General features: G+C 71.0%; 19 protein-coding genes. 2 read left to right on the top strand and 17 right to left on the bottom strand.

Features of this window, described 5'->3' with window-relative positions; all coding sequences use genetic code 11:
- Nucleotides 1–5: 5 nt before the first annotated feature.
- Genes ACIOJD_RS14725 through ACIOJD_RS14660 form a run of 14 tightly spaced genes read right to left on the bottom strand, consistent with a single transcriptional unit; the run spans nucleotide 6 to nucleotide 15290 of the window.
- Nucleotides 6–1970 (bottom strand): phage tail protein, encoded by a 1965-nt coding sequence (locus ACIOJD_RS14725; protein WP_401912748.1) that lies wholly within the window; start codon nucleotides 1968–1970, stop codon nucleotides 6–8.
- Nucleotides 1967–4075 carry a putative baseplate assembly protein gene (locus ACIOJD_RS14720; protein ID WP_401912746.1) on the bottom strand — a complete coding sequence of 703 codons (2109 nt, stop codon included), beginning with the start codon at nucleotides 4073–4075 and terminating at the stop codon, nucleotides 1967–1969. Before ACIOJD_RS14720 ends, ACIOJD_RS14725 begins: the two co-directional genes overlap by 4 nt.
- Nucleotides 4072–6051 carry a putative baseplate assembly protein gene (locus tag ACIOJD_RS14715; RefSeq protein ID WP_401912744.1) on the bottom strand — a complete coding sequence of 660 codons (1980 nt, stop codon included), beginning with the start codon at nucleotides 6049–6051 and terminating at the stop codon, nucleotides 4072–4074. Before ACIOJD_RS14715 ends, ACIOJD_RS14720 begins: the two co-directional genes overlap by 4 nt.
- On the bottom strand, nucleotides 6048–6461 hold the full coding sequence (locus ACIOJD_RS14710) for a GPW/gp25 family protein (RefSeq protein ID WP_401912742.1): 414 nt from the start codon (nucleotides 6459–6461) through the stop codon (nucleotides 6048–6050). The genes ACIOJD_RS14715 and ACIOJD_RS14710 overlap by 4 nt, the downstream gene beginning before the upstream one ends.
- Nucleotides 6458–7159 (bottom strand): phage baseplate assembly protein V, encoded by a 702-nt coding sequence (locus ACIOJD_RS14705; RefSeq protein WP_401912740.1) that lies wholly within the window; start codon nucleotides 7157–7159, stop codon nucleotides 6458–6460. Before ACIOJD_RS14705 ends, ACIOJD_RS14710 begins: the two co-directional genes overlap by 4 nt.
- Complete coding sequence (locus tag ACIOJD_RS14700; protein ID WP_401912737.1) at nucleotides 7156–8337, bottom strand: phage late control D family protein; 1182 nt, start codon at nucleotides 8335–8337, stop codon at nucleotides 7156–7158. The genes ACIOJD_RS14705 and ACIOJD_RS14700 overlap by 4 nt, the downstream gene beginning before the upstream one ends.
- Nucleotides 8338–8347: 10 nt before the next feature.
- Nucleotides 8348–9019 (bottom strand): LysM peptidoglycan-binding domain-containing protein, encoded by a 672-nt coding sequence (locus ACIOJD_RS14695; protein ID WP_401886676.1) that lies wholly within the window; start codon nucleotides 9017–9019, stop codon nucleotides 8348–8350.
- Nucleotides 9016–9201, bottom strand: coding sequence for a putative phage tail protein (locus ACIOJD_RS14690; RefSeq protein ID WP_401912735.1), 186 nt, complete (start codon nucleotides 9199–9201; stop codon nucleotides 9016–9018). The genes ACIOJD_RS14695 and ACIOJD_RS14690 overlap by 4 nt, the downstream gene beginning before the upstream one ends.
- Nucleotides 9202–9206: 5 nt before the next feature.
- Nucleotides 9207–9737, bottom strand: coding sequence for a phage tail protein (locus ACIOJD_RS14685; protein WP_401912733.1), 531 nt, complete (start codon nucleotides 9735–9737; stop codon nucleotides 9207–9209).
- Complete coding sequence (locus ACIOJD_RS14680; RefSeq protein WP_401912732.1) at nucleotides 9734–11227, bottom strand: phage tail sheath family protein; 1494 nt, start codon at nucleotides 11225–11227, stop codon at nucleotides 9734–9736. The genes ACIOJD_RS14685 and ACIOJD_RS14680 overlap by 4 nt, the downstream gene beginning before the upstream one ends.
- Nucleotide 11228: 1 nt before the next feature.
- Nucleotides 11229–11684, bottom strand: coding sequence for a phage tail protein (locus tag ACIOJD_RS14675; RefSeq protein WP_365810865.1), 456 nt, complete (start codon nucleotides 11682–11684; stop codon nucleotides 11229–11231).
- Nucleotides 11685–11711: 27 nt separating this feature from the next.
- Nucleotides 11712–13976 carry a phage tail sheath family protein gene (locus tag ACIOJD_RS14670; RefSeq protein WP_401912730.1) on the bottom strand — a complete coding sequence of 755 codons (2265 nt, stop codon included), beginning with the start codon at nucleotides 13974–13976 and terminating at the stop codon, nucleotides 11712–11714.
- A 10-nt stretch (nucleotides 13977–13986) separates the two neighbouring features.
- Complete coding sequence (locus tag ACIOJD_RS14665; RefSeq protein ID WP_401912727.1) at nucleotides 13987–14715, bottom strand: carboxypeptidase-like regulatory domain-containing protein; 729 nt, start codon at nucleotides 14713–14715, stop codon at nucleotides 13987–13989.
- Entirely contained in the window at nucleotides 14712–15290 is a 579-nt protein-coding gene (locus tag ACIOJD_RS14660) for a DUF4255 domain-containing protein (RefSeq protein ID WP_401912725.1), read from the bottom strand. The genes ACIOJD_RS14665 and ACIOJD_RS14660 overlap by 4 nt, the downstream gene beginning before the upstream one ends.
- A 187-nt stretch (nucleotides 15291–15477) precedes the next feature.
- Between ACIOJD_RS14660 and ACIOJD_RS14655 the strand changes: the two genes are divergently transcribed.
- Together ACIOJD_RS14655 and ACIOJD_RS14650 are read left to right on the top strand one after the other, a co-directional pair.
- A complete protein-coding gene (locus tag ACIOJD_RS14655) occupies nucleotides 15478–15675 on the top strand; it encodes a hypothetical protein (RefSeq protein ID WP_401912724.1) in 198 nt (65 codons plus the stop codon).
- A 172-nt stretch (nucleotides 15676–15847) separates the two neighbouring features.
- Complete coding sequence (locus ACIOJD_RS14650) at nucleotides 15848–16615, top strand: BTAD domain-containing putative transcriptional regulator (RefSeq protein WP_401912721.1); 768 nt, start codon at nucleotides 15848–15850, stop codon at nucleotides 16613–16615.
- A gap of 39 nt (nucleotides 16616–16654) precedes the next feature.
- Here the strand turns inward: ACIOJD_RS14650 and ACIOJD_RS14645 are convergent, their stop codons facing one another.
- Genes ACIOJD_RS14645 through ACIOJD_RS14635 form a run of 3 tightly spaced genes read right to left on the bottom strand, consistent with a single transcriptional unit; the run spans nucleotide 16655 to nucleotide 19928 of the window.
- Complete coding sequence (locus tag ACIOJD_RS14645; RefSeq protein ID WP_401912719.1) at nucleotides 16655–17743, bottom strand: threonine aldolase family protein; 1089 nt, start codon at nucleotides 17741–17743, stop codon at nucleotides 16655–16657.
- Complete coding sequence (locus ACIOJD_RS14640; protein WP_401912717.1) at nucleotides 17722–18504, bottom strand: SDR family NAD(P)-dependent oxidoreductase; 783 nt, start codon at nucleotides 18502–18504, stop codon at nucleotides 17722–17724. Before ACIOJD_RS14640 ends, ACIOJD_RS14645 begins: the two co-directional genes overlap by 22 nt.
- Nucleotides 18505–18530: 26 nt before the next feature.
- Complete coding sequence (locus ACIOJD_RS14635) at nucleotides 18531–19928, bottom strand: DUF6421 family protein (RefSeq protein ID WP_401912714.1); 1398 nt, start codon at nucleotides 19926–19928, stop codon at nucleotides 18531–18533.
- Nucleotides 19929–20180: the final 252 nt, after the last annotated feature.

The following is a 20180-nucleotide window of genomic DNA, read 5'->3' as shown; positions in this document are numbered from 1 at the left end:
TCCTTTCACCACACTCGCGTATGCACGCCGACGGCGGAGACGACTCCCACTCCGACCCCTTGGCGCCATCCTCTTGGTCCTGGTCTGAGCACCCCGTCGCGATTCAGCCGCAGCGGGTGGTCGCCGCCCAGCACGGGTGGCGGCAGCGGGACGAACGCGGTGTCCACGCCCACCGTGGACCGTGAGCCGACCACGAAGCCCGCGCCGCCGGTCCGGACCGACCCCACCGTGTGCGCGGGCGCCTGCCTCTCCACCAGCCGCCGCAGCGCGCTCTCGTCCGCCGCGCCGGCGGGCAGAAGTACGCGGAAGCGGTGCGCGTGCGCGGTGAGCGGGTCGTTGTCAGGCTCGCCGAACGCGCGCAGCGGCGCCGCGCCCAGTTCCGATCCGCCGACCCGGAACCGGCTCGCCGACCGGCCGAACAGCCGTACGGAGCCAAGGCCCGGCCCGGTGCCGCCGACGATGTCGCGCAATTGCGCCCACCGGCGGTCCCGCGCCAGTTCGTCGATCACCGGGGCCAACCCGAACACGATGCGTACGGCCTCGCCCAGCGCCCACGACGTGCCGCGGCGCCGGTACAGCTCCGGGGCGGCGGCCAGCAGCGCGCGCCGCGTCTTCGCGTCCCATCCCGCCTCGAACGACAGGCCCAGCAGACCGGCCAGCCACGGCAGCACCCGGTCCGGCACGCCGGCCGGGTCGAGCAGCGCCGGATACCGCTCGATGACCCGGTCGAGATCGGCGAGCGAGGAGTCGAACAGCGACAGGAAGCGCTCGGTGAAGTCGTCGGCCGCGGGGTCCTGACGGAAGGCCGGGGGCAGCAGGTCGGCGCTGGTGACCCGGGGGAAGTCCAGCCGGATCCGGTGGACGACCGGGGTCGCGCCGCCGTCGCCCGACAGCCGCAGCCATAGCCGCAGGAAGCGGCCGGGCGGCTGGTCGACGAGGAAGTCCATGGCGCCGGGGGCCGATGTCTGCCAGTCGCTCTCGTCGTACCGTCCGTCCTCGGAGACCATGATCCGCACGGCGACGGCCGTACCGGTGGGCACGTCGGCCTCCACCCGTACTCGATGCCAGCGGCAGCGCGAGATGCCGCTGTCGATCAGGGCCGTGACATAGGACCCGTCACTCACGTAGGGGGTGGTCGCCGGTGGTGTGGTGGCACGCGCCAGGCCCTGCCAGGTGTAGCAGCTGGTCACGTCGGTGCCGGGGCCCTTGTCCCGCAGGCAGAACCCGTCCTCGTCCACCGAGGTGAGCGTGGACGGCGGCAGGGCCGCGGCCAGTTCGTCGTCAGTGACCGTACGGAACGGGCGGTGGCGGCCGCCCCGGTGGATCCGCAGCCGTTCGCCGTCGTCGGTGAGCAGCCAGATCGTGCGGTCCGGTCCGGTGCGCAGTCCGATGATCTCGCCGTGCGCGCCGGTGCGGAGCGCGCCGCGGAAACCGCCCGCCGAGTCGTACCGGCGCAGGTCGGTGGTGCCCTGACAGGCCACCAGGACCTCGTCTTCGGGGGCCGGGGCGGCCAGGCTCGGCCGGTGGACCCTGATCACACCGGAGAGCTGTTCGCCGTCGCGGCGCCACACCAGCACCCGGTCCGTCTCCACGACGGCGAGCCGGTGTCCGCGCGCGGCGACGGAGACGGGCGCGCGCAGCGGGCCGGTGCCGCGGCCGGGCTGCCATACGGGGACCCAGTCGCCGGTGCAGATGTCGCGGCGCAGCAGCCGCGGCCCGTCGGGAACGAGCAGGTACCAGGCGCACGGCCCGCATCCAGGGGCGAGATGTGCGTCGGGGAACCACGGCAACAGCCGGGCTCTCGTGGGGCCTTGCGGCTCGGAGCCCCGGAAGGCCAGCCGGATGCCGTCCGGGTCCTCGAATCCGACGATGCCGTCCGTCCCCGACTCGCCGTCCTCGCCGGTGAGTTCGTCCCAGCCGGCGTAGGCGTCCAGCAGACGGAAGGTCGCGTTGTGCGGTGCACACGTCATGGCCGGTCTCCCAGGGTCTGTCCGGTCGGTCTTGCGGGCCCGGCGAAGACCGGCCGGACAGGATCTACGGGGATCAGGAGCGGGCGTTCCGGCCAGACGAGGGTGTGGGGGCCGATCGCGTGGTCGGTGCAGGGCGGCAGCCGTAATCCGTCGACGCTGAGGGAGAGCTGTGACACGGCCAGGACTCCGTCGACCGCGAGCAGCCTGCGGACCAGGGCGGAGTGCCGCAGCGCGCCGCCGAAAGGCCAGCCGGCGCCGTTCTCCCCGCCGGTCAGCGGATCCAGGTAGGCGCGCACCGCGTCGCCCGCCCTGGCCAGGGCGGCGGCGCGGTCGTGGTCCGGGTCGAGGGTGACCCATGACTCCACGGCGACCCGCCGGTAGCGCGCGGGGGCGGCGATCACCGTGACTCCGGCGGGGGCGACCTCGCGGGTCAGGTGGTCGGCGACGGCGCGCAGTGCGGCCGCTGTGGGCACCGGTGGTTCGCCGGGGTCGTCGCCGGGCGCCGCGGCCGGTACGACGAAGACTCCTACGACGCCGGGGATGGGCACCCCGGCGAAATCGGGGTGCAGGCCGGGCACCCCCTGGGCGCGGGCCACGGAAGCGCCGGGCGCCCGGGTGGCCAGCAGGCCGTAGTCGGCGGGCGCCACGGCCCGGCCGCGGGCCCGCAGTTCGCCGACGCCGCGGCGGATCGTGTCGGCGTCGGACTCGGCGTCCGTTCCTCCCGAGGCCGGGAAGGGGTTGTTGACGCCGGTGACGAACGGCAGCGCGGTCACCACCCCGTTGACGGCACCGGCGCGTACGGCGCCGTCGCTGCCGCCGCCGACGCGGTACCGGAGGGCGCGGACGTTACGGAACCCGGGCGGCACGGCGGTGCCGTTGACGCCGTCCCCGAAGGTCACTTCGCCCGTCGCGTGGTCCACGGTGAACACCCGGTCGTCGGCGCCGTACGCGGCGAGGCTCTCCACTTCCCGCCATCGGGAGGGGGAACCGGTCGAGGTGCCGGCCGAGGAACCGGTCGAGGTGCCGAACACATCGCCGCCTGTGTCGTCGTCGACCTCGATGACCACGGAGCCGGTGAGGATGGGCAGTTGACTGAGCCTCATGCGGCTGCCGCCCGTCCGCGCGGCGTCCTGGATCGGCTGGAGCGGTTCGTCCCTGACAGTGCGGGCGGCCGTGGCGGCGACCATGTTCAGCCGCAGTCCGGACAGCACCGGCGCCGGTCCGGTGAAGGCGCCGTGCGCGATCTGGAGGCGCAGCCAGCGCAGCGGGGGCCCCGGCCGGAAGCCGGGCGGGCTGCCGGGCGCCCAGGAGCGCGGGACCCGCAGTTCGACGGTGCCGCCGGCACGGAGCCCGGCCGTGGAGTCGCGCATCAGCTCGGCGCGTACGAGCCGGGTGCCGTCCAGCACGTCCCAGCGCAGCAGCGGTACGGAGGCCAGTTCGCCGGAGCCCGCCGGCGCGGGGGGAGCGGCGACGACCACGAAGCCCAGGGACAGCCGCGGGTAGGCGGCGGCCGTCCCGGCGAGGCCGATCCACAGGCCGTTGCCCGGCTCGGGGTCCCGGCCGAACGGCGCGAAGGGGCGGCTCGGTCCGGCGGGTCCCAGCGGCAGGGTCTCCAGTGTTCCGGACTCCTGTACGGCCAGTGCGCCGAGTGTGGCCGGTGTGGCGTACAGGTCCTCGTCGGTCTCGTAGATCACCTGGCCCGCCGGGCTCGACGCCCCGCTCTGGAAACCGGCCGGGACGAGCACGGAGGTGCCGTCCGGCGGGTTCACGGTGAATTCGAGCAGCGTGGCCGCCGCACCGGCCGGGTGCCGTCGTACGCCCGCCGTCGCCAGATGTTCGGCCAGCACCTTTTCCGGCAGCCGGTTGACGCGGCCGAGCACTGGTTCGAGCTGGGTGCCGAAGAGACGTACGAGCGCGACGCCCGCGTCCTGGCGGTCGGGGTCGGTCCAGTCCGGGGTGTATCCGGCGATCCGGCCGCGAACGTCGGCGCGTACCGCCTCACGGGTCGCCTCGGTCAGCTCCGGCTGGACGCCGGACGGTCCGGGGCCCGGTACGAGCCTGTCCTCGCCCCGCGCGTCCCGCTCCCACCACACATCGCCGGTCATACCAGCCCCTCCCCCGGCTCGACGGCGGGCACGGTCCGGATCCGGACCGCCCGCAGGACGGGCAGGTCACCGGCGCGCAGCTCCACCTCGTCGCAGTCCTCGGTCGCGTCGGCCCCGTCGAGGCCGATCGCCACGGCGGCGACGTCCGCGAGGTCGCCCAGCGCTCGCTGCGCGGCCCGCAGCAGGGCGGAGGGGCGCAGTGTTTCGCCGAAGGGCCAGCCGCCCTGTTCCTCGCCGCCGACGAGCGGGTCGAGGAAGCGCCGCAGTGCCATACCGACCACGGTGGACACGCGGGTGCGGTCGGCCGGGTCGCCCGACAGGTCGACGCGCAGCGTCACTTCGCGGTAGGCGGGCGCGCGGACGAAGACCTCGGAGGTGAGCAGTCGCGCGCTCTCCAGGCGGGCGGCGACCGCGCACAGGGTGCCCGGGTCGGGCTGTGGCGCGACGACGAAGTCCTCCCTGGTGAAGTCGTCCCGTGGGACCGAGGGGACGACGTGGACGGTCACCGCGCCGGGCACCGTGGAGCAGGGGAAGCCGGGGTGCTCGCCGAGGGACGGGTACGCGCGGGCGACGGCGACGCCCGGTGTCGTACGGGCGAGGGTGACGAAGTCGTCGGCGGTGACCGCGCGGGTCACCTCTCCCAGGGACGCCGCCGCGCGCTGTCGCGCCGCAGCGACGGTCTCCGGGTCCTGGCCGCCCTCGGCCGGTACGAGGTTGGCGGCCGAGACCGCGCCCTGCTCTCCCGGCGCGTCCCAGGCCGGCTGCCAGTTCGCGGTCCGTCCGCCGTTGCCTGTCCGGCCGCCGCCGATGACGTAGTCGACGCTCACGCAGTCGTCGGTCACGTAGTCGTCGGTCACGTCCGGGACGGGCCGGGGGATGCGTCCGGTGAGTCCGTCGCCGAACACCACCGCGCCCTCCTCCCGGTCGATCAGGAAGGTCCGGTCGGCCGACGCTCCGAAGGTGAAGTCCGGCACCGGCAGCCACACTTCGCCCGCCAGGCGCACGGTCGCCTCCAGCAGCAGGCCGGCGGCTTCCGGCAGGACGAGGTGCTGGCCGGGCAGCTTGAGCCAGGCGGTGATCTGCTCCGCCAGGTCGGTGCCGCGCGCGGTGCGTCGCAGGCGGTGGTGGGCGGCGGACACGTTGAGGGCGAGCTGACGGAGCCGGGGCGGGGCCGCGTAGGTCGCGGCCCGGGTCGACACCAGCAGCCCGGTGTCGCGGGTGGACCAGCCAGGCGGCGGGTGCAGCCGGACGACGCCGGACCGCCGCAGCCCGGCCGTACCGTCCTCGACCTTCTCGAACTCGCCCGCCACGTCGGAGTCCGGCCGGAACCAGGACCAGGTCAGTTCCGCGGGTGGCGGCACCCCGGCCGTCGCCCCGGGCAGCCACGACGGCGCGGACGCGGCGGGCGCGGCCAGTTCGACGAGCAGGCTGAGCGGGCCGGGCGCCGGCAGCTCCCCGGTGAGCGGCAGGGTGAAACGGGCCTGGGCCGGGGCGCCGTCGCTCGCCAGGAGCGTGACGTCCCGGCGGGCCCGCAGGTCCGCCGTACGGTCGCGGTCGGTCCATACGGTGACCTCACCGCCCTCGGCGAGCGGGAACACGGCGACGTCGTCGTCGAGGGTGAAGACGACGCGGCCCATGAGGTCGCGGGACAGGGCCGTTCCGGCGGGGACGACCGGGACGGCGGCCGTGTCCGTGCGGGCGGCCGGTTGCAACACCGTGGCCGCGGGGCGGGCGGGGCGCGGAGGGTCGAGGCCGAGCAGCCGCAGCACGGCGATCACGAGCGCGTCCGGCGCCTGGTCGAGCCAGTACAGCCGCTGTTCGAGGAGGTAGGCGAACAGTTCGAGGAGGGTGACGCCGGGGTCGGCGGGCGCGTGCAGCGTCCAGGTGCCGTCCGACTCGGCGGGGATCCGGCGGCGGATGGCCGCCATCATGTCGTCCCAGGTGAGGTCGTCCAGTCTGGGCGCGGGCACGGTCATGGCGTCCCCCCGGTGAGACCGGTGAGGCCGACGTAGAACGGGAACACCAGGTTCGCCTTGGTGTTGCTGCGGCGGATGCGGTAGACGACCGAGACGGTGACCCGTGATTCGTCGGCCGGGTCGGCCTCCGCGCGGACCTCCTCCAGCTCCACCCTGGGTTCGTGGGTGCGGACGGCCTCGGCGACCGAGTTCTCCAGGTCGCGCAGGTTCTGCACACTGCCGGGCGCGAACACCAACTCCTGGGCCCGGGTGCCGAATCCGGGCCGCATGACGCGTTCACCGGTGCCGGTGAGAAGCAGCGCCCGCAGACAGTGCTCGATGCTCTGCTCGCCGACGGCGTACCCGAGCCGCCCGGCTTCGTCGGGCAGGATCGGGAACCGCCAGCCGGTTCCGAGGAAGTCCTCGCTCATGCCGTCTTCGCCTTCTTGGCCAGTACGGAGGCCCCGAGTTGCGGGGCCGGCGGGGCGGACTGCCCGGCGGGGCAGGTGTGGGTGTGCGCGTTGAACAGCCCGACCAGCATGTTGCCGAGCACGAGTTGCTCAGTGGCTCCGGCGCCCAGCTCGATGTCGGACGAATCGACGGTGACCTTCGGAGCCTTGAGGGTGATCTCGCCCTGCGCGGACACGGTCACGCTCCCGCCCTCGGCCGCCGTGATCCGGATCGCCTTGCCCTCGTCGTCCAGCTCCACCACATGTCCGGCGGCGGACTTGATCCGTACGGCGGCCTTGGACCGCGTGTCGTCGAGGAGCACCTCGTGACCGTGCCGGGTCCGGATGATCTTCTGATCCCGCCCGTCGGTGCGGGCGGTCGGCGGCTTGTCCTGGCCGTTGTACAGACCGCCCAGGACGATCGGGAACCGCATGTCCCCGTGGACGAAGGCGACCAGCACCTCGTCGCCCTTCTCCGGGACGAACACCGAGCCGTAGCCGTTGCCCGCGTACAGCTGACCGACCCGGCACCAGTCGGTGACCGTCGTCTGGTCGAACCACGGGAACTGGAGCTTGACCCGCGCCTCGTCGTCGCCGTCGTTCTCCACGACGAGCGCTTCCACGACGCCGTAGTACCGCTTGTCGGTGGAGCGGGCGCGTGGCGTGGTCCTGGTGGTCACTGGTCCCCCTGGTGGATCCGCCGTGCGGTGAACTGGGTGAAGAAGCCACTGGTGTTGAGCGTGTGCTCGACCCGCTTGACGAAGTACGTGCCGGAGAACCGCTGTCCGAGCCCGTAGATCTCCAGGTTGTCGCCGGGCCGCAGTTCGGGGAGCCCAGCCACCCGGCCGGTCGCCGTGATGAATTCGTACGCGCGCTCGCGCAGCAGACTGATCGCCAGCTCACGGGCCTCCTGGTCGCTGGTGACCGGTGCGTCGACCAGTACGTCCTGGCGGCCCCCCAGCGTGGACTCGGCGGCCTCCGGCCCGCTCTGCCCGTCGGCCGTGTTCTGCCCGGCCGGCAGGTTCTCGGCGGTCGCGGTGAACGCGATCGGCTGTTTGGTACGGGGGTCCCAGCCGCGCACGGTGAGCTTGCCGACCTGCTGGGACACCGTCAGCGTCGGGGTGAAGTCCAGCAGGTTGGGGATCAGCCCTTCGGGCCGGCTGGTGGGTCCGGTGGACAGTCCCGGAGCGTAGGCCAGCCGGTACACCCGGATCGGGCGGCCGTCGCGGCCGTCCGTCGGTCTGATGAAGTACAGCGTGTCCTCGCCGGACTGCGGGTCGGGCAGGACGTAGCAGTCGAAGTCGAGCCGCTTGGCCCGTTCCATGAGGAAGCTCGCGTCGTCCTGGTTCTTCTGCACCACCTGGTCATGGGTCGGCCCTTCCCTGGTGACCTCGATCCGCAGGTGGTTGCGCTGCGCGATCTGCTCCGCGATCCGCCAGTCGGGCAGATTGCGGTAGATCTTGACCTCGTTCTCGGCGGGCTTGCGGTCCTTGAGCCGCAGCAGCCCGTCCACCCCGCTGACCTGGACGGTGGGGGACGCGCTGTCGGAGAACTTCGGGCTGAGCGTGCTGATGGTCCCGGTGGCAACGGTGAGCAGCTTGTCGGCGTAGCCGAGCCGCACCGAGACCCGGCCGCCGAGCTTGAGCCGCGGCGAGTCGCTGTGCTTGAACTTCAGGTTGACGTCGTCCCAGTTGTTCAGCGTGAGGTCGAAGCCCGACATCTCGTCGATGTCCCGGTTCACCTTGACGTCGATGATGTCGTTCTTGGTGCTCGGGTCCATCTCCAGGCCCTCGATGCGGACCTCGAACTCGGGCGCGTACCGGTCGGGTGAGGCCACTTCCGGCGTGGGGGTGCTCATCACTCGCTCCTCACGGCAGCCGGGGCACGGTCAGTACCCGGCCCGGCCGCAGGTCCCGGGGATCGGTGATCCCGTTGGCACGCGCCAGTTCCCGCCAGGCGTCGGGCCGCCGGTAGAGCGCGGCGGAGATGGAACTGAGTGTGTCGCCTCGGCGCACCACGTAGCTCTTCTCCACCGTGGGCGAGGAGCGTGGTGTGCCGGCGACCTGTGCGGCGGCCGTACGGAACTCCTTGAGCGACAGGTCGAGCATGGCCCGCAGGGGCACACCGTCCGGCCGGAACAGCTGGTAGTTCACGTCCAGCTTCTCCACGACACCGGTGAAGACCTCTTCGTCCCAGACGAACCGGACGATCGGCGGCGCGTGTTCGCGGCTGTCGGGGCGCAGCAGATTGCGCAGCGCGTCGACGTACGCGGTCCGTACGTTCTCCAGTGTGTCGGAGGTGTCGACCAGGGCCTGGACGGTGAGCGTCTCCGTGCCGCCGCGTACGTACTGGAGCGGCGGTGTCTCCAGGCCGGGGATGGTGATCTCGGCGAAGGTGTTGGACTTGCTCAGCTTGTAGTCGGTCGGGTTGAACCGCAGCGGGATCCGCCGCTTGCGCTCGTCGGCGATCACCGGCCGGACGATCTCCAGCCGGGCCTGGGCTCCGGCCTGGCGGGCGAAGGACACGGGTGTCACGCTCACGGCCGGCCCTCCCCGTCGCCGAAGCCGCGTTCGGCCGCGGTGTGTTTGACGCGGGCGCACTCGTCCTCGTACAGCCTCGCCCAGGCCTGGATGTGCTTGTTGAACAGGCGGGTGAAGACCGCGCCGTCGTCGCCGTCCACCTGCATGCGGACTTCGAGGTTGTGGATGATCACCTTCGGCACGCCGGTCACCTTCTTCCTGGGTTCGGCCGCTGCGCGGCGGACAGCGCGTCCGCCGCGGTGTCCTGAAGGACCTTCGTGAGCCCCTCGTGGGCGATCTCCAGCGACTCGACGGCGATCGCGTTCTGCTCGGCGTGCAGGTCGGGGCCGCTCCATTTGGCGGCGAGGCCGCCGTGGAACGCCCAGGCCGCACCGGGCACCCCGTCCGGTCCCAGGACGATCACCGCGCCGTCGCGGCGGGCGCCGAGCGAGTCGGCCAGTCCCGCCTGGTACCAGGCCCACAGCCCGGGATCCCGTACCACTCCGCGCTTGAGGGTGATCCGGTTCCACGAGTGGCGCAACGGCAGTTGGTGGACGGAGTCGTTACGGCCGCCCTCCGGATAGCTCGTCACCTCCAGCTGGGCGCCGAGCCCGGTGACTTCCTGGAAGGCGCCGGAGGCGACCAGCGGCAGCAGCAGTGCCTGGGCGGACGGCAGATACGCGTCGCCGGGGTCGAGGGTGACGAGGAAGCGGTACTTGGGCAGTGGATCCAGGGTCATGCCTCGATCACCTCCAGGGCGCGGTCCTGGCCGAGTACGAGACGCAGCCGGATGAATTCCATGGGGACGGCCGGGGCGACCTCGATCTCGCAGACCAGCTGCCCCGGGTCCTGTTCGGGCGGGTTGTTGGTGTCGTCGCACACCACCCGGAACGCCTGCTCGGGCCGCGCGCCGGCGAGTGCGCCGGACCGGAAGGCCGACAGCAGCACGGAGGTCACCGCCCGTACCAGGGTCAGCCGCAGTTCGGGCGAGTTGACGTCGAACACCAGGGGGCTCGCCACCCGCCGGACGGCGCGCACCAGCAGGTGCAGGAGTCTGCGGTGCGCGATGTAGCGGGTGCGGGGATCGGCGGACAGGGTGCGTCCGCCCCACACCGTCAGCCCCCGACCGCGGGTGCACCGGATCAGGTCGATGCCCGCGTCGAACAGCCGGACCTGCTGCGGCTCGGGGAATTCGGCCCCCAGGTCGACCGCTTCCAGGATCGTGGCGTTGGCCGGGGTGTGGTGCGCTCCGCGTTCGCCGTCCAGCCGGGCGATGACGCCCAGGACATGCCCGGACGACGGTACGGTCCGCAGCGCGGGCCCGTCGGGTGTCCGCAGTGAGGGATGGTAGACGGCGGCGGTGCTCAGCAGACGGCCGTCGCCCGTGGCGGCCAGGGACCCCACCCAGTCCACCGCCTCGTCCACGGACGACAGCCCTGGCGGTACGTCGAGGACGACGAGGCGGTCGAGCAGTGGCTCCACGGTCCGCAGCACCTCCATCACCATGTCCGTGTGCGTGGTCCCGGAGAGGTCCGTGCCGAGGTCCGGCAGGGCCAGCAGGGCAGGTTCCGGAAGCTCGGCCTGCACCGCCACGGCGTCGGAGTACTCGCGTCGCCCCGGCGCCTCGTCGGTGCCGCCCAGCAGTGTCAGGTCCCAGGACATCGAGATCGGTCCCGGCGCTCCCGGCGGTGGTGCGGGGCGGTCGGGTATCAGCCGGATGAAGCGGGAGGCGGCCAGCCGGTCGGCCACTTCGGCGGCCGGCAGACCGGCGAACGTCTCGGGCGGCTCGCCGGGCACCGTGACCCGTACGCTCACCGTCGGCGGTCCGGCGACCGTACTGGTCCGGTAACGGATGGCGACGCGGGCGCCGTTGGCCCAGGCTCCCGGGCTGGTGGCGAGCAACTGGTAGCGCGCGGCGGGGAATCCGCCGACGTCCCCGACCGTCCATCGGGTCCGGGCGGTGACGGCCGGCCCGGACACCCGCAGCACCCAGGCCGTACGGCCGCCGTTCTCGAAGAAGCCGCGCAGTGCGTACGGCGCGGCACGGTCACCGGAGGGCGGGCCGAAGGCGCCCACGACGTCGTTCCAGTTCTCCACCCGTACCGGCGTGGCGACCGGCCCCCGGCGGAACCGGCCGAGGAACGCCGCCACGTCGGTGCGCAGCGGCTCCTCGTCCGGGCCACGGGGAGCGAACGTCAGGGATACGCCGGGGAGCGCTTCGCCGGCCATGTCAGGCGTCGATCTCCAGCTTCTCGACCGCCAGCACGAGTGTCTCCATGGCGATCTCGTTCTTGGTCGAACTGAGCGTCGGGCCGGTGTACTTGGTCGGCCAGCCGCGGTCGAAGTTCCAGCGCATGGCTTCCTGGCGGTTCTCGTCCAGCATCACGATCGAACCGGAGGCGCGCCGCACCTTGCCGTTGAGCGCCTCGACCACCCAGTTCCAGAAGCCGACATGGCCGGTGATGCCGCGCTTGAGGGTGAGGTTGGTGAACTTCTTCAGCCCCGGGATCTTGCGGACGGTGATGTCCTCGCTCCCGTTGCGGTACTCGATCGGCGGGATCTCCAGCTCCAGCCCGCTGACCTCGGTGAAGGAGCCGCTCACCGCGACACCGTCGTCACTGACGTTGGTCACGATGATCAGGAAGTTGTAGGACGCGTACGGATCGTCCCTGGTCACGGGTGGCATGGTGCCCCCTTCTCAGTCGGGTGCCGCTCAGGCGAGCTGGGTCTCGCGGGTCTTCTGCTGGATCCGGAAGATCACGAATTCGGCCGGGAAGACCGGCGCGACCCCGATGGCGCAGATGAGCCGGCCGTTGGCCAGGTCGTCCTCGGTCATCGTGGTGCGGTCGCAGGCGACGAAGAACGCCTCGTCGGCGGTGGTGCCGGCGAGCGCGCCGCTGCGCCAGACCGTGGTGAGGAAGTTGCCGACCGTCTGGCGGACCAGGGCCCACAGCGCCTCGTCGTTGGGTTCGAAGACCACCCACTGGGTGCCTTCGTCGATCGACTCCTCCAGGAAGAGGAACAGCCGCCGGACGTTGATGTACTTCCACGAGCTGTCCGAGGACAGCGTGCGCGCGCCCCACACCCGGTGGCCGAGTCCGGGGAAGAACCGCAGCGCGTTGATCCCCTTGGGGTTCAGCAGGTCCTGGTGCCGTTTGGTGATGTCCTGGGCGATGCCGTCGGTCTGCCGGATACCCCGGATGACGACGTTGGCCGGCGCCTTGTGCACGCCCCGCTCCACGTCCACGCGGGCGTAGATCCCGGCCATATGACCGGACGGCGGCACTTCGACATCACGGTTGGTCGACGGGTCGCGCGTGACCAGCCACGGGTAGTAGAGCGCCGCGTACTTGGTGTCGAACGGCTCGCGGAACGCCTGGATGCCTTCGATGTCCAGGCCGTCGCGCGGGTCGAGGATCGCGAACCGGTCCTTGAGGAGTTCGCAGTGGGTGACCAGGGCCGATTCGACGGTGCCCGACCACATGCCGGGGACCGCGCAGACGGCGATCTCGTCGATATCCTCCAGCGCGACGATTCCGGTACGCCGACCGCTGCCGCCGTCGGTGCCGACGAAGTCGGCCACGCTCAGGGTCCCGTACGCGTCGTCGCCGTCCGTCAGTGTCAGCCAGGAGCCGAGCGCGGGCACCGGGAACTGTGCGGGATCGGTGGTCAGGCCGGGCAGCGTCGTGGCCCGGACCAGCTGGGAGCGGCTCTCCAGGGTGGTCGTCAGGTTCGCCGCGCTGTCGCCGGTGAGCCGGAGGTTGCTGAAGGTCTCGGTCACGGCCGCGCCGCCCGGCTCCGTGAACCGGGTCGAGACCTCGGCCTCGATCAGGTGGATCCGGTCGGTCTCGAAGAACGTGCCGGGTACGTCCTGGTCGAAGGTGACGACGTCACCGGCGATCGTGTCGACCTTCACCGCGGTCAGGGTGGTGCCGTCGTCGAGCTGGACGACCGCGCCCTGGTAGAGGCGGCTCGCACCGCCGACGCGCAGGGTCGGCGCCGTCGCGGTGTTGCCCCGGCGCACCCGGCGCACGGTGAGCCCGCTCTCCCACGCCTCGTGGGTCGTGCCCGCCGGGAAGGTCAGCGTGACCTTCCCGTCCGCCGGCCGGCTCGCCTCCGCTTTGAACCGGCGGGGGCCGATCTGCGCCCAGATCTCGTCGGGCAGGTCGTCGGGGTCGAGCCCGTTGACCGCGGCCACCTGGACCGTTTCGCTGTCCGCCGCCGCGTCCGCGACGAGCCGGGTGATGAACAGCGCGCCTTCCTGCGGATCGGGCAGTACGGGCAGCGCGGCGCCGGCCATCGGCCGGACGCGGACCTGGACGGCCCCGCCCCATGAGCCGGGGCTCACGGCGGACAGCCGCAGCGTCTCCTCGGCGCCGCGGGTCCCGACCTGTACGTAGTCGCCGCGGGCCGTTCTGACTTCGGCGGGCAGGGCCGAGTCGAGTGTGATCCGGCGCGTGGTCATGTCGTAGTGGGTGACCGCGGCGGTGTGGATCGTCCGCTGGTCGTCGCCCCGGAAGATCTGGATCTGCTGACCCACCCCGGTGAAGCCGATCAGATGGCCGAGTTGCACACTCGTCGCGCCCCGCGCGGCGTCGCCGGCGATCGCGCTCACCAGCCCGCTGCCCAGCACGCCCGATGCCGGCTTGGCCTGCCCCGCGGCGACGCGCTTGATGTACAGCCGCTGCCCGCCGTTGTCGAAGAAGCCCTTGACCGCCAGCGGGAACAGCCACCAACGTCCGCCTTCGGCGGGGTCGTTGGCCCAGGTGTCGCGTACGGCCGGGTCCGGTTCGGGCAGGAACCCGCCGAAGGTGTTCTGGAACTCCAGGAAGTTCGTGACCAGTTTGGGCTTGCCCGTGTACGGGCCGCGAGCGGTGACCCCGACCATGCCGGCCGTGCTCGTGCTCACTCCCGCGATCGGCCGCGGTCCCGCGTCGATCTCCTCGATGTAGACCCCGGGGCTCAGATACTCAGCCATGGACGGCTCCTCACTGCTGCTCACGGATCTCGATGACGTGCCGACGCGTGCTGTCCTGGGGCAGCCGTACGACAAGCTCCCCGCTCCGGCCCGGCTGTTCGACCGCTCGCAGGCGGAATGTCTCCTCGTCGGCTTCGGAGGTGGCCTTCTCGCCCTCCCACCGCAGGGCGAGCCGGAAGGCACCCGTGGCGTCGGACAGGGTTCGTTCGTGCCAGGGCGTCAGGTCGCGACTCGTCTGTCCGCGGGCCTCGACGAGCGCGTTCGCGACGGGCGCCCGGGTGGACGCGTCGACCACGGCCCCGTGGACCGTGCGCAGGCCCGGCGGACAGGGGAAGGAGACGGCCGGCAGGAACCGGACCAGCCGCGGGGCGGTCGGCCCGGCCGGCGGGTGCGTGTCGTCGTACGGGTGAACCAGGAACTCGACGCCGACGAGAGTGGCCGAGAACGGCTCGCCGTCGGCCGGGTACAGCGGCCGGTATCCGGCGGCCGAGAAGCGGGCCCGATGGCGCTCGGGCCGGGCCGTCCACGGTTCGCCTCGTCTGCCCAGACCGGGAAAGGCCAGGGCCCCGCTGGGCGTGCGTACGGCCCGGTCGTCCAGCGGCAGCCAGCCGCCGTCCTGGAACCGGTCCAGCTGGATCTCCACGCCCGCGGTGCGCACCCGTCCGGCGAAGTCGTCGAACGGCACGAACCAGGCCGGACTGTAGGTGGTCGAGCGGGTCAGCGGGAGAAAAGCGCTCATGGTGTCGCCGTCCCGTCGATGACCCGGCTCCGCACCGGCTGGACGGCTGTCTCGACGGCCGAGTCCAGGCTGACAACGCGGACCTCGTAGTTCAGCGAGAGCCGGTACGGCTTCTGGATCGCGTACCAGATCCAGGACTTCTGATCGAGGGTCAGGGGCGTCAGGGTGAGGTGGAGCGAGTCGGTGCTCGCCGCGAGGCTCCCGGTCAGCTGGACGCCGTCCAGGATCGCGTCGTCGTAGAAGGTCTGCAGGGCGCGGCCCAGCATCCGGTGCTGGGTGATCTGGTCGCCGCCCCAGGGAGTGACCAGGTACCGCAGCATCAGGGCCATCGGCGGCTTGCGGGTGGTCGGCGGTCCCGGCGGCAGGGAGCGCACCGGGGGCCGGTTGCGTGAGGTGGGGTCCTCGGCGATCTCGTAGAGGAACACCGTGAGTTTGGCCGGCGGTGTCTGCACCGCGTCGGCGAGGTCGTTGAGTTCCGCGATCGGGGGATCCACCTGGCTGAGCGGGCGCAGAGCCCGCGTCAGGGCGCCCACGATGACCGTCGAGACATCGGCGATGACACCGAAGTCACCCATTGGAAGCCTCCCCCCGCCTCGGCACGCACGGATGACGCACACCGAGAGCATGCGGACTCCCCTGTGATCAGGCCGCGACTCACTCGTCACACCGGCGTCACGAGCGCGTCCTGGAGCCGCGCGATGACGTCACCGGACACGGAGCGACAACGCCCGGGTGACATCGATGAGGAACACTTGGTCGTTCATGGAGACCCCCTCGACGCGGTCCGGTGTCCTGATACTCCGGGTGTGGGTGGAAGACGGCAGGGCAGACGGCTTCCGCGCACGCATCATCCAGACGGTCGACGGCGAGCCGTCGTCCCCCTCCGCGGCGAGTGAAACCGTCGATGTCCTCATGGCGGTCCGGAAGTGGCTTGATGACCTACTGGAACGGCCTGGGTGACGCTGCCGTGACGTTCCAGTGATTCCTTTTTGACACCCCGCACGCTAAGAGTCGACCGTGCGATCACGATTTACTCGCAACACGGCTTCGTGAGTCTTGGGAAAACACCGAAGATCGCCGGAGCCGACATCGTCCGGGGGCGCAGATGAATGGACAATCACATTTTATTACCTTGAGACTGCTCAAGGGATTCGCACTGACGGTCAGCCATACACGCGTGCCGGTCTGCACCAGCACGCAACGACTCCTCGCATTCCTGGCTTTGCAGGACATTCCGCGATCCCGCGCCTATGTGGCCGGAATTCTCTGGCCGGACGTCACCACCGCACGCGCCAACGCGAATCTTCGATCTTCGCTGTGGAGAGCGACGCGAACCGGCCATTCCATCATCGACGCGTCCGCTCAGGAAATGTCGATCTCCAAGGACATCTCCGTGGACCTGCACGAGGCGGTGAGACACGCACACCGCCTGCTCGACAACTCGCGCCCGTGCGACGACATCCTCACCATGCGGACCCTGACGGACTTATCGGCGGATCTGCTGCCTGAATGGCCGGAAAATGACTGGATGCTGATCGAGCAGGAGCAGTACCACCAACTCCGGCTCTACGCCCTGGAAGCGATGACCGAGCGGCTCACGGCAGCGCGGCGCCACGGTGAGGCCGTCGCCGCCGGACTCGCCGCCGTTCGCGCGGAGCCCTTACGGGAAAGCGCCCATCGCGTACTGATGAAGGCGCATTTGGCCGCCGGCAACAGGGGCGCCGCAATGCGTCAATACGAACAGTGCCGCTATGTCCTGCGGGAAGAACTGGACCTGGAGCCCTCCCCCTCGCTGAGAGATCTCCTGCCGTGCCGTACGGATCACCATGGGCAGCCACGACTTCAGTCCAATACCCAGCTCAGAGGTGCGACTTCGAAAAAAACAGCGGCGAACACCTGACAACCGCGGCCACCGGAAAGGCAGTCGTACGGAGAACCCTCAGGTGGCCATCTCCTCCTTGAGTGCCTGCACGAATGCGTCGACATCGTCCTCGGTCGTGTCGAAGGAGCACATCCAGCGGACGTCCCCGGCCTTCTCGTCCCAGAAATAGAACCGGAAGCGCCGCTGAAGGCGCACGGTCACCTCGTGCGGCAGCCGCGCGAAAACGGCGTTCGCCTGGACGGGGTGGAGGATCTCCACCCCGTCCACCGCCCGTACGCCCGCCGCGAGCCGCTGGGCCATCGCGTTGCTGTGCCGCGCGTTGCGCAGCCACAGGTCCTTCGCCAGCAGTGCCTCCAGTTGTACGGACACGAACCGCATCTTGGAGGCGAGTTGCATGGACAGCTTGCGCAGATGCTTCATGGCCCGTACGGCGTCCGGGTCGAGAACGACGACGGCCTCGCCGAAGAGCATGCCGTTCTTCGTGCCTCCGTAGGAAACGATGTCCACGCCGACGGCGTTGGTGAAGCTCCGCATCGGTACGTCCAGCGACGCGGCCGCGTTGGCTATCCGGGCGCCGTCGAGATGGACCTTCATGCCCCGCTCGTGGGCGTGCGCGCAGATGGCACGGATCTCGTCGGGCGTGTAGACCGTGCCCAGTTCGGTGTTCTGGGCGATCGACACGGCCTGCGGCATGGCCCGGTGCTCGTCGTCCCAGCCGTACGCCTGCCGGTCGATCAGTTCGGGCGTGAGCTTGCCGTCGGGAGTCGGTACGGTCAGCAGCTTGAGCCCGGCGACCCGCTCGGGGGCGCCGCCCTCGTCCACGTTGATGTGCGCGGTCTCCGCGCAGATGACCGCCCCCCAGCGGTCGGTGAGCGCCTGGAGGGCCACCACATTGGCGCCGGTGCCGTTGAAGACCGGGAAGGCCTCGGCCGTCTGCCCGAAGTGGCTGTGCATGATCCGCTGGAGATGGCCGGTGTAGTCGTCCTCGCCGTAGGAGACCTGGTGGCCGCCGTTGGCGAGGGCGAGCGCCGCGAGGACCTCGGGGTGGGCGCCCGCGTAGTTGTCGCTGGCGAAGCCGCGCACCTCGGGGTCGTGATGGCGGCGGGCGTCGGTCGTACGGGCGCTCACGGCTCGGGGGTCAGCCACAGACGGTTTCCATTCGCTTCCCGGGCGGGCAGGTCCCAGACTCCGGCGATGGCCTCGGCCAGGTCGGTGACGTCCGTGAAGCCCGCGAACTTCGCGTTCGGGCGCTCGGCGCGCATCGCGTCGTGCACCAGTGCCTTGATCACCAGAATGGCAGCCGCGGCCCGGGGGCCCTCGTCGCCCCCCGCCTTGCGGAAGGCGTCACCGAGCGCCAGTGTCCAGGCCTCGGCGGCGGCCTTGGCGGCGGCGTAGGCGGCGTTGCCCGCGGTGGGCTTCGCCGCGCCCGCCGCGCTGACCAGCAGAAAGCGGCCGCGGCCGCTGCGCAGCAGCCCGTCGTGGAAGGCCAGGGAGGTGTGCTGGACCGTACGGATCAGCAGCTTCTCCAGCAGCTCCCAGTCGGCGAGGTCGGTCTCGGCGAACGAGGCGCTGCCGCGCCAGCCTCCTACGAGGTGGACCAGTCCGTCGATCCGCCTGAATTCCTTCTCGGTCCGGTCGGCCCACGCGCGCGTGGCGGCTGGATCGAGCAGATCCACGGTGTCGCCGATGACCGTGGCCCCGCCATGCGCGGACCGGGCCGCGTCGACCGCTTCGGCCAGCCGCTCGGAGTCCGCGTCCGAGGCGACCACGGTCGCACCGCCCCGGGCGAGGCGCAGCACGGCGGCCCGGCCGGCCGGCCCCGCCGCTCCGGCCACCGCGATCACGGCACCGTCGAGCGCACCGCCCGCGCCACCCGCTCCGCCGCTCCCGCTCGTGGCCGTCGTCATGCCCGTCGTCTCCTGCCCGCGAGGGCTCATGCGGCCGCTCGCTCGGTGCTCGTCGCGGTGATCCCCTTGGTGGAGGCGATCACGTCCTTCAGCTTCTTGGAGAGTGCCTCGTAGAACATGCTGAGCGGAAACTCGTCCGGCAGCACGTCGTCGACGAGTTTACGGGGCGGCTGCGAGACGTCGAGGGCGTCGGGACCCTTGGCCCAGCGGGAGCCGGGGTGCGGCGCGAGATAGGTCGAGACCAGGTCGTACGCGGCGAACCAGTGGACCAGTTTCGGGCGGTCGATACCGGCCCGGTAGAGGTCCTCGATCTCCTCGCAGAGCCGCTGTGTGACCTGCGGGGCCCGCTCCCAGTCGATGCGCAGGGTGTTGTCGGTCCAGCGCACCACCTCGTGCTTGTGGAGGTAGGCGAAGAGCAGCTGGCCGCCGAGACCGTCGTAGTTGCGCACCCGCGCACCGGTGACCGGGAAGCGGAACATCCGGTCGAAGAGCACGGCGTACTGGACGTCGCGTCCCTGCGGCACGCCGTCGGCCTCCAGCCGTACGGCCTCGCGGAACGCGGTGAGGTCGCAGCGCAGTTCCTCCAGTCCGTACATCCAGAACGGCTGGCGCTGCTTGATCATGAACGGGTCGAAGGGCAGGTCGCCATGGCTGTGCGTGCGGTCATGGATCATGTCCCAGAGGACGAATGCCTGCTGGCAGCGGTCCTGGTCGGCGACCAACTCGCGGATGTCGTCGGGTAGTTCGAGCCCGAGGGTACGGACGGCCGCCTCGGTGACCCGGCGGAATCGGGCCGCCTCGCGGTCGCAGAAGATCCCGCCCCAGCTGAACCGCTCTGGGGCCTCGCGCACAGCGATGGTCTCCGGGAAGAACACCGCGGAGTTGGTGTCGTATCCGGCGGTGAAATCCTCGAAAGTGATGCCGCAGAAAAGGGGATTGTCGTAGCGGGTGCGCTCCAGCTCGGCCAGCCAGTCGGGCCAGACCATGCGCAGCACGACCGCTTCGAGATTGCGGTCCGGATTGCCGTTCTGCGTGTACATGGGGAAGACGGCGAGATGCTGGAGGCCGTCCCTGCGGTCCGCCGCGGGCTGGAAGGCGAGCAGCGAGTCCAGGAAGTCGGGTACGCCGAAACCGCCGTCCGCCCAGGCGCGGAGGTCCGCGGCAAGAGCCGCGTGGTAGGCGGCGTCGTGCGGGAGAAGTGGGGAGAGCCGGCCGACGGCCACGACGACCCGTTCGAGCGTCGCCCCGGCGACGGCGCGCGTGGGCGCGCCCTCGGCGTCGAAGTCGATCGATCCGTCCTTCGACTGCCAGGGCCGGATCTCTTCGACGGCACCCCTGAGCTCCGGCCAGGCCGGGTGTTCAATCACCCGGGGGGCATCGGATATGCCTGGTCCAGCGCCACCCTGCACAAGGATTTCCGTCATGTCACTTCCTCCACGGGAGATCTTGGCGTCAAGGCACCGTATCGGCCCCTCGTTCTTCTATACAACCGCAGATGGGAGAAATTATCCTGTTGGACCCCCATGAGCACCGTGATTTTTCCTGCGACACAAGGGGAAGACACGTGTATACATCACTTCCCGGCACTCCCCTGCACGCGACTGTGTGTAGTGGTATCGGTGCGGGAAGCGGACTATTAGGCTTCCGCGCGGGAGTCGCCGTCGACGGAAGCGAGT

Origin of the sequence: Streptomyces sp. NPDC088116, from assembly GCF_044741745.1 — a bacterium.
In the GTDB taxonomy this organism is placed as follows: Bacteria; Actinomycetota; Actinomycetes; order Streptomycetales; family Streptomycetaceae; genus Streptomyces.
Note: the sequence above shows the minus strand (reverse complement) of the source record. Positions and strands in the feature narration are given on the sequence as shown.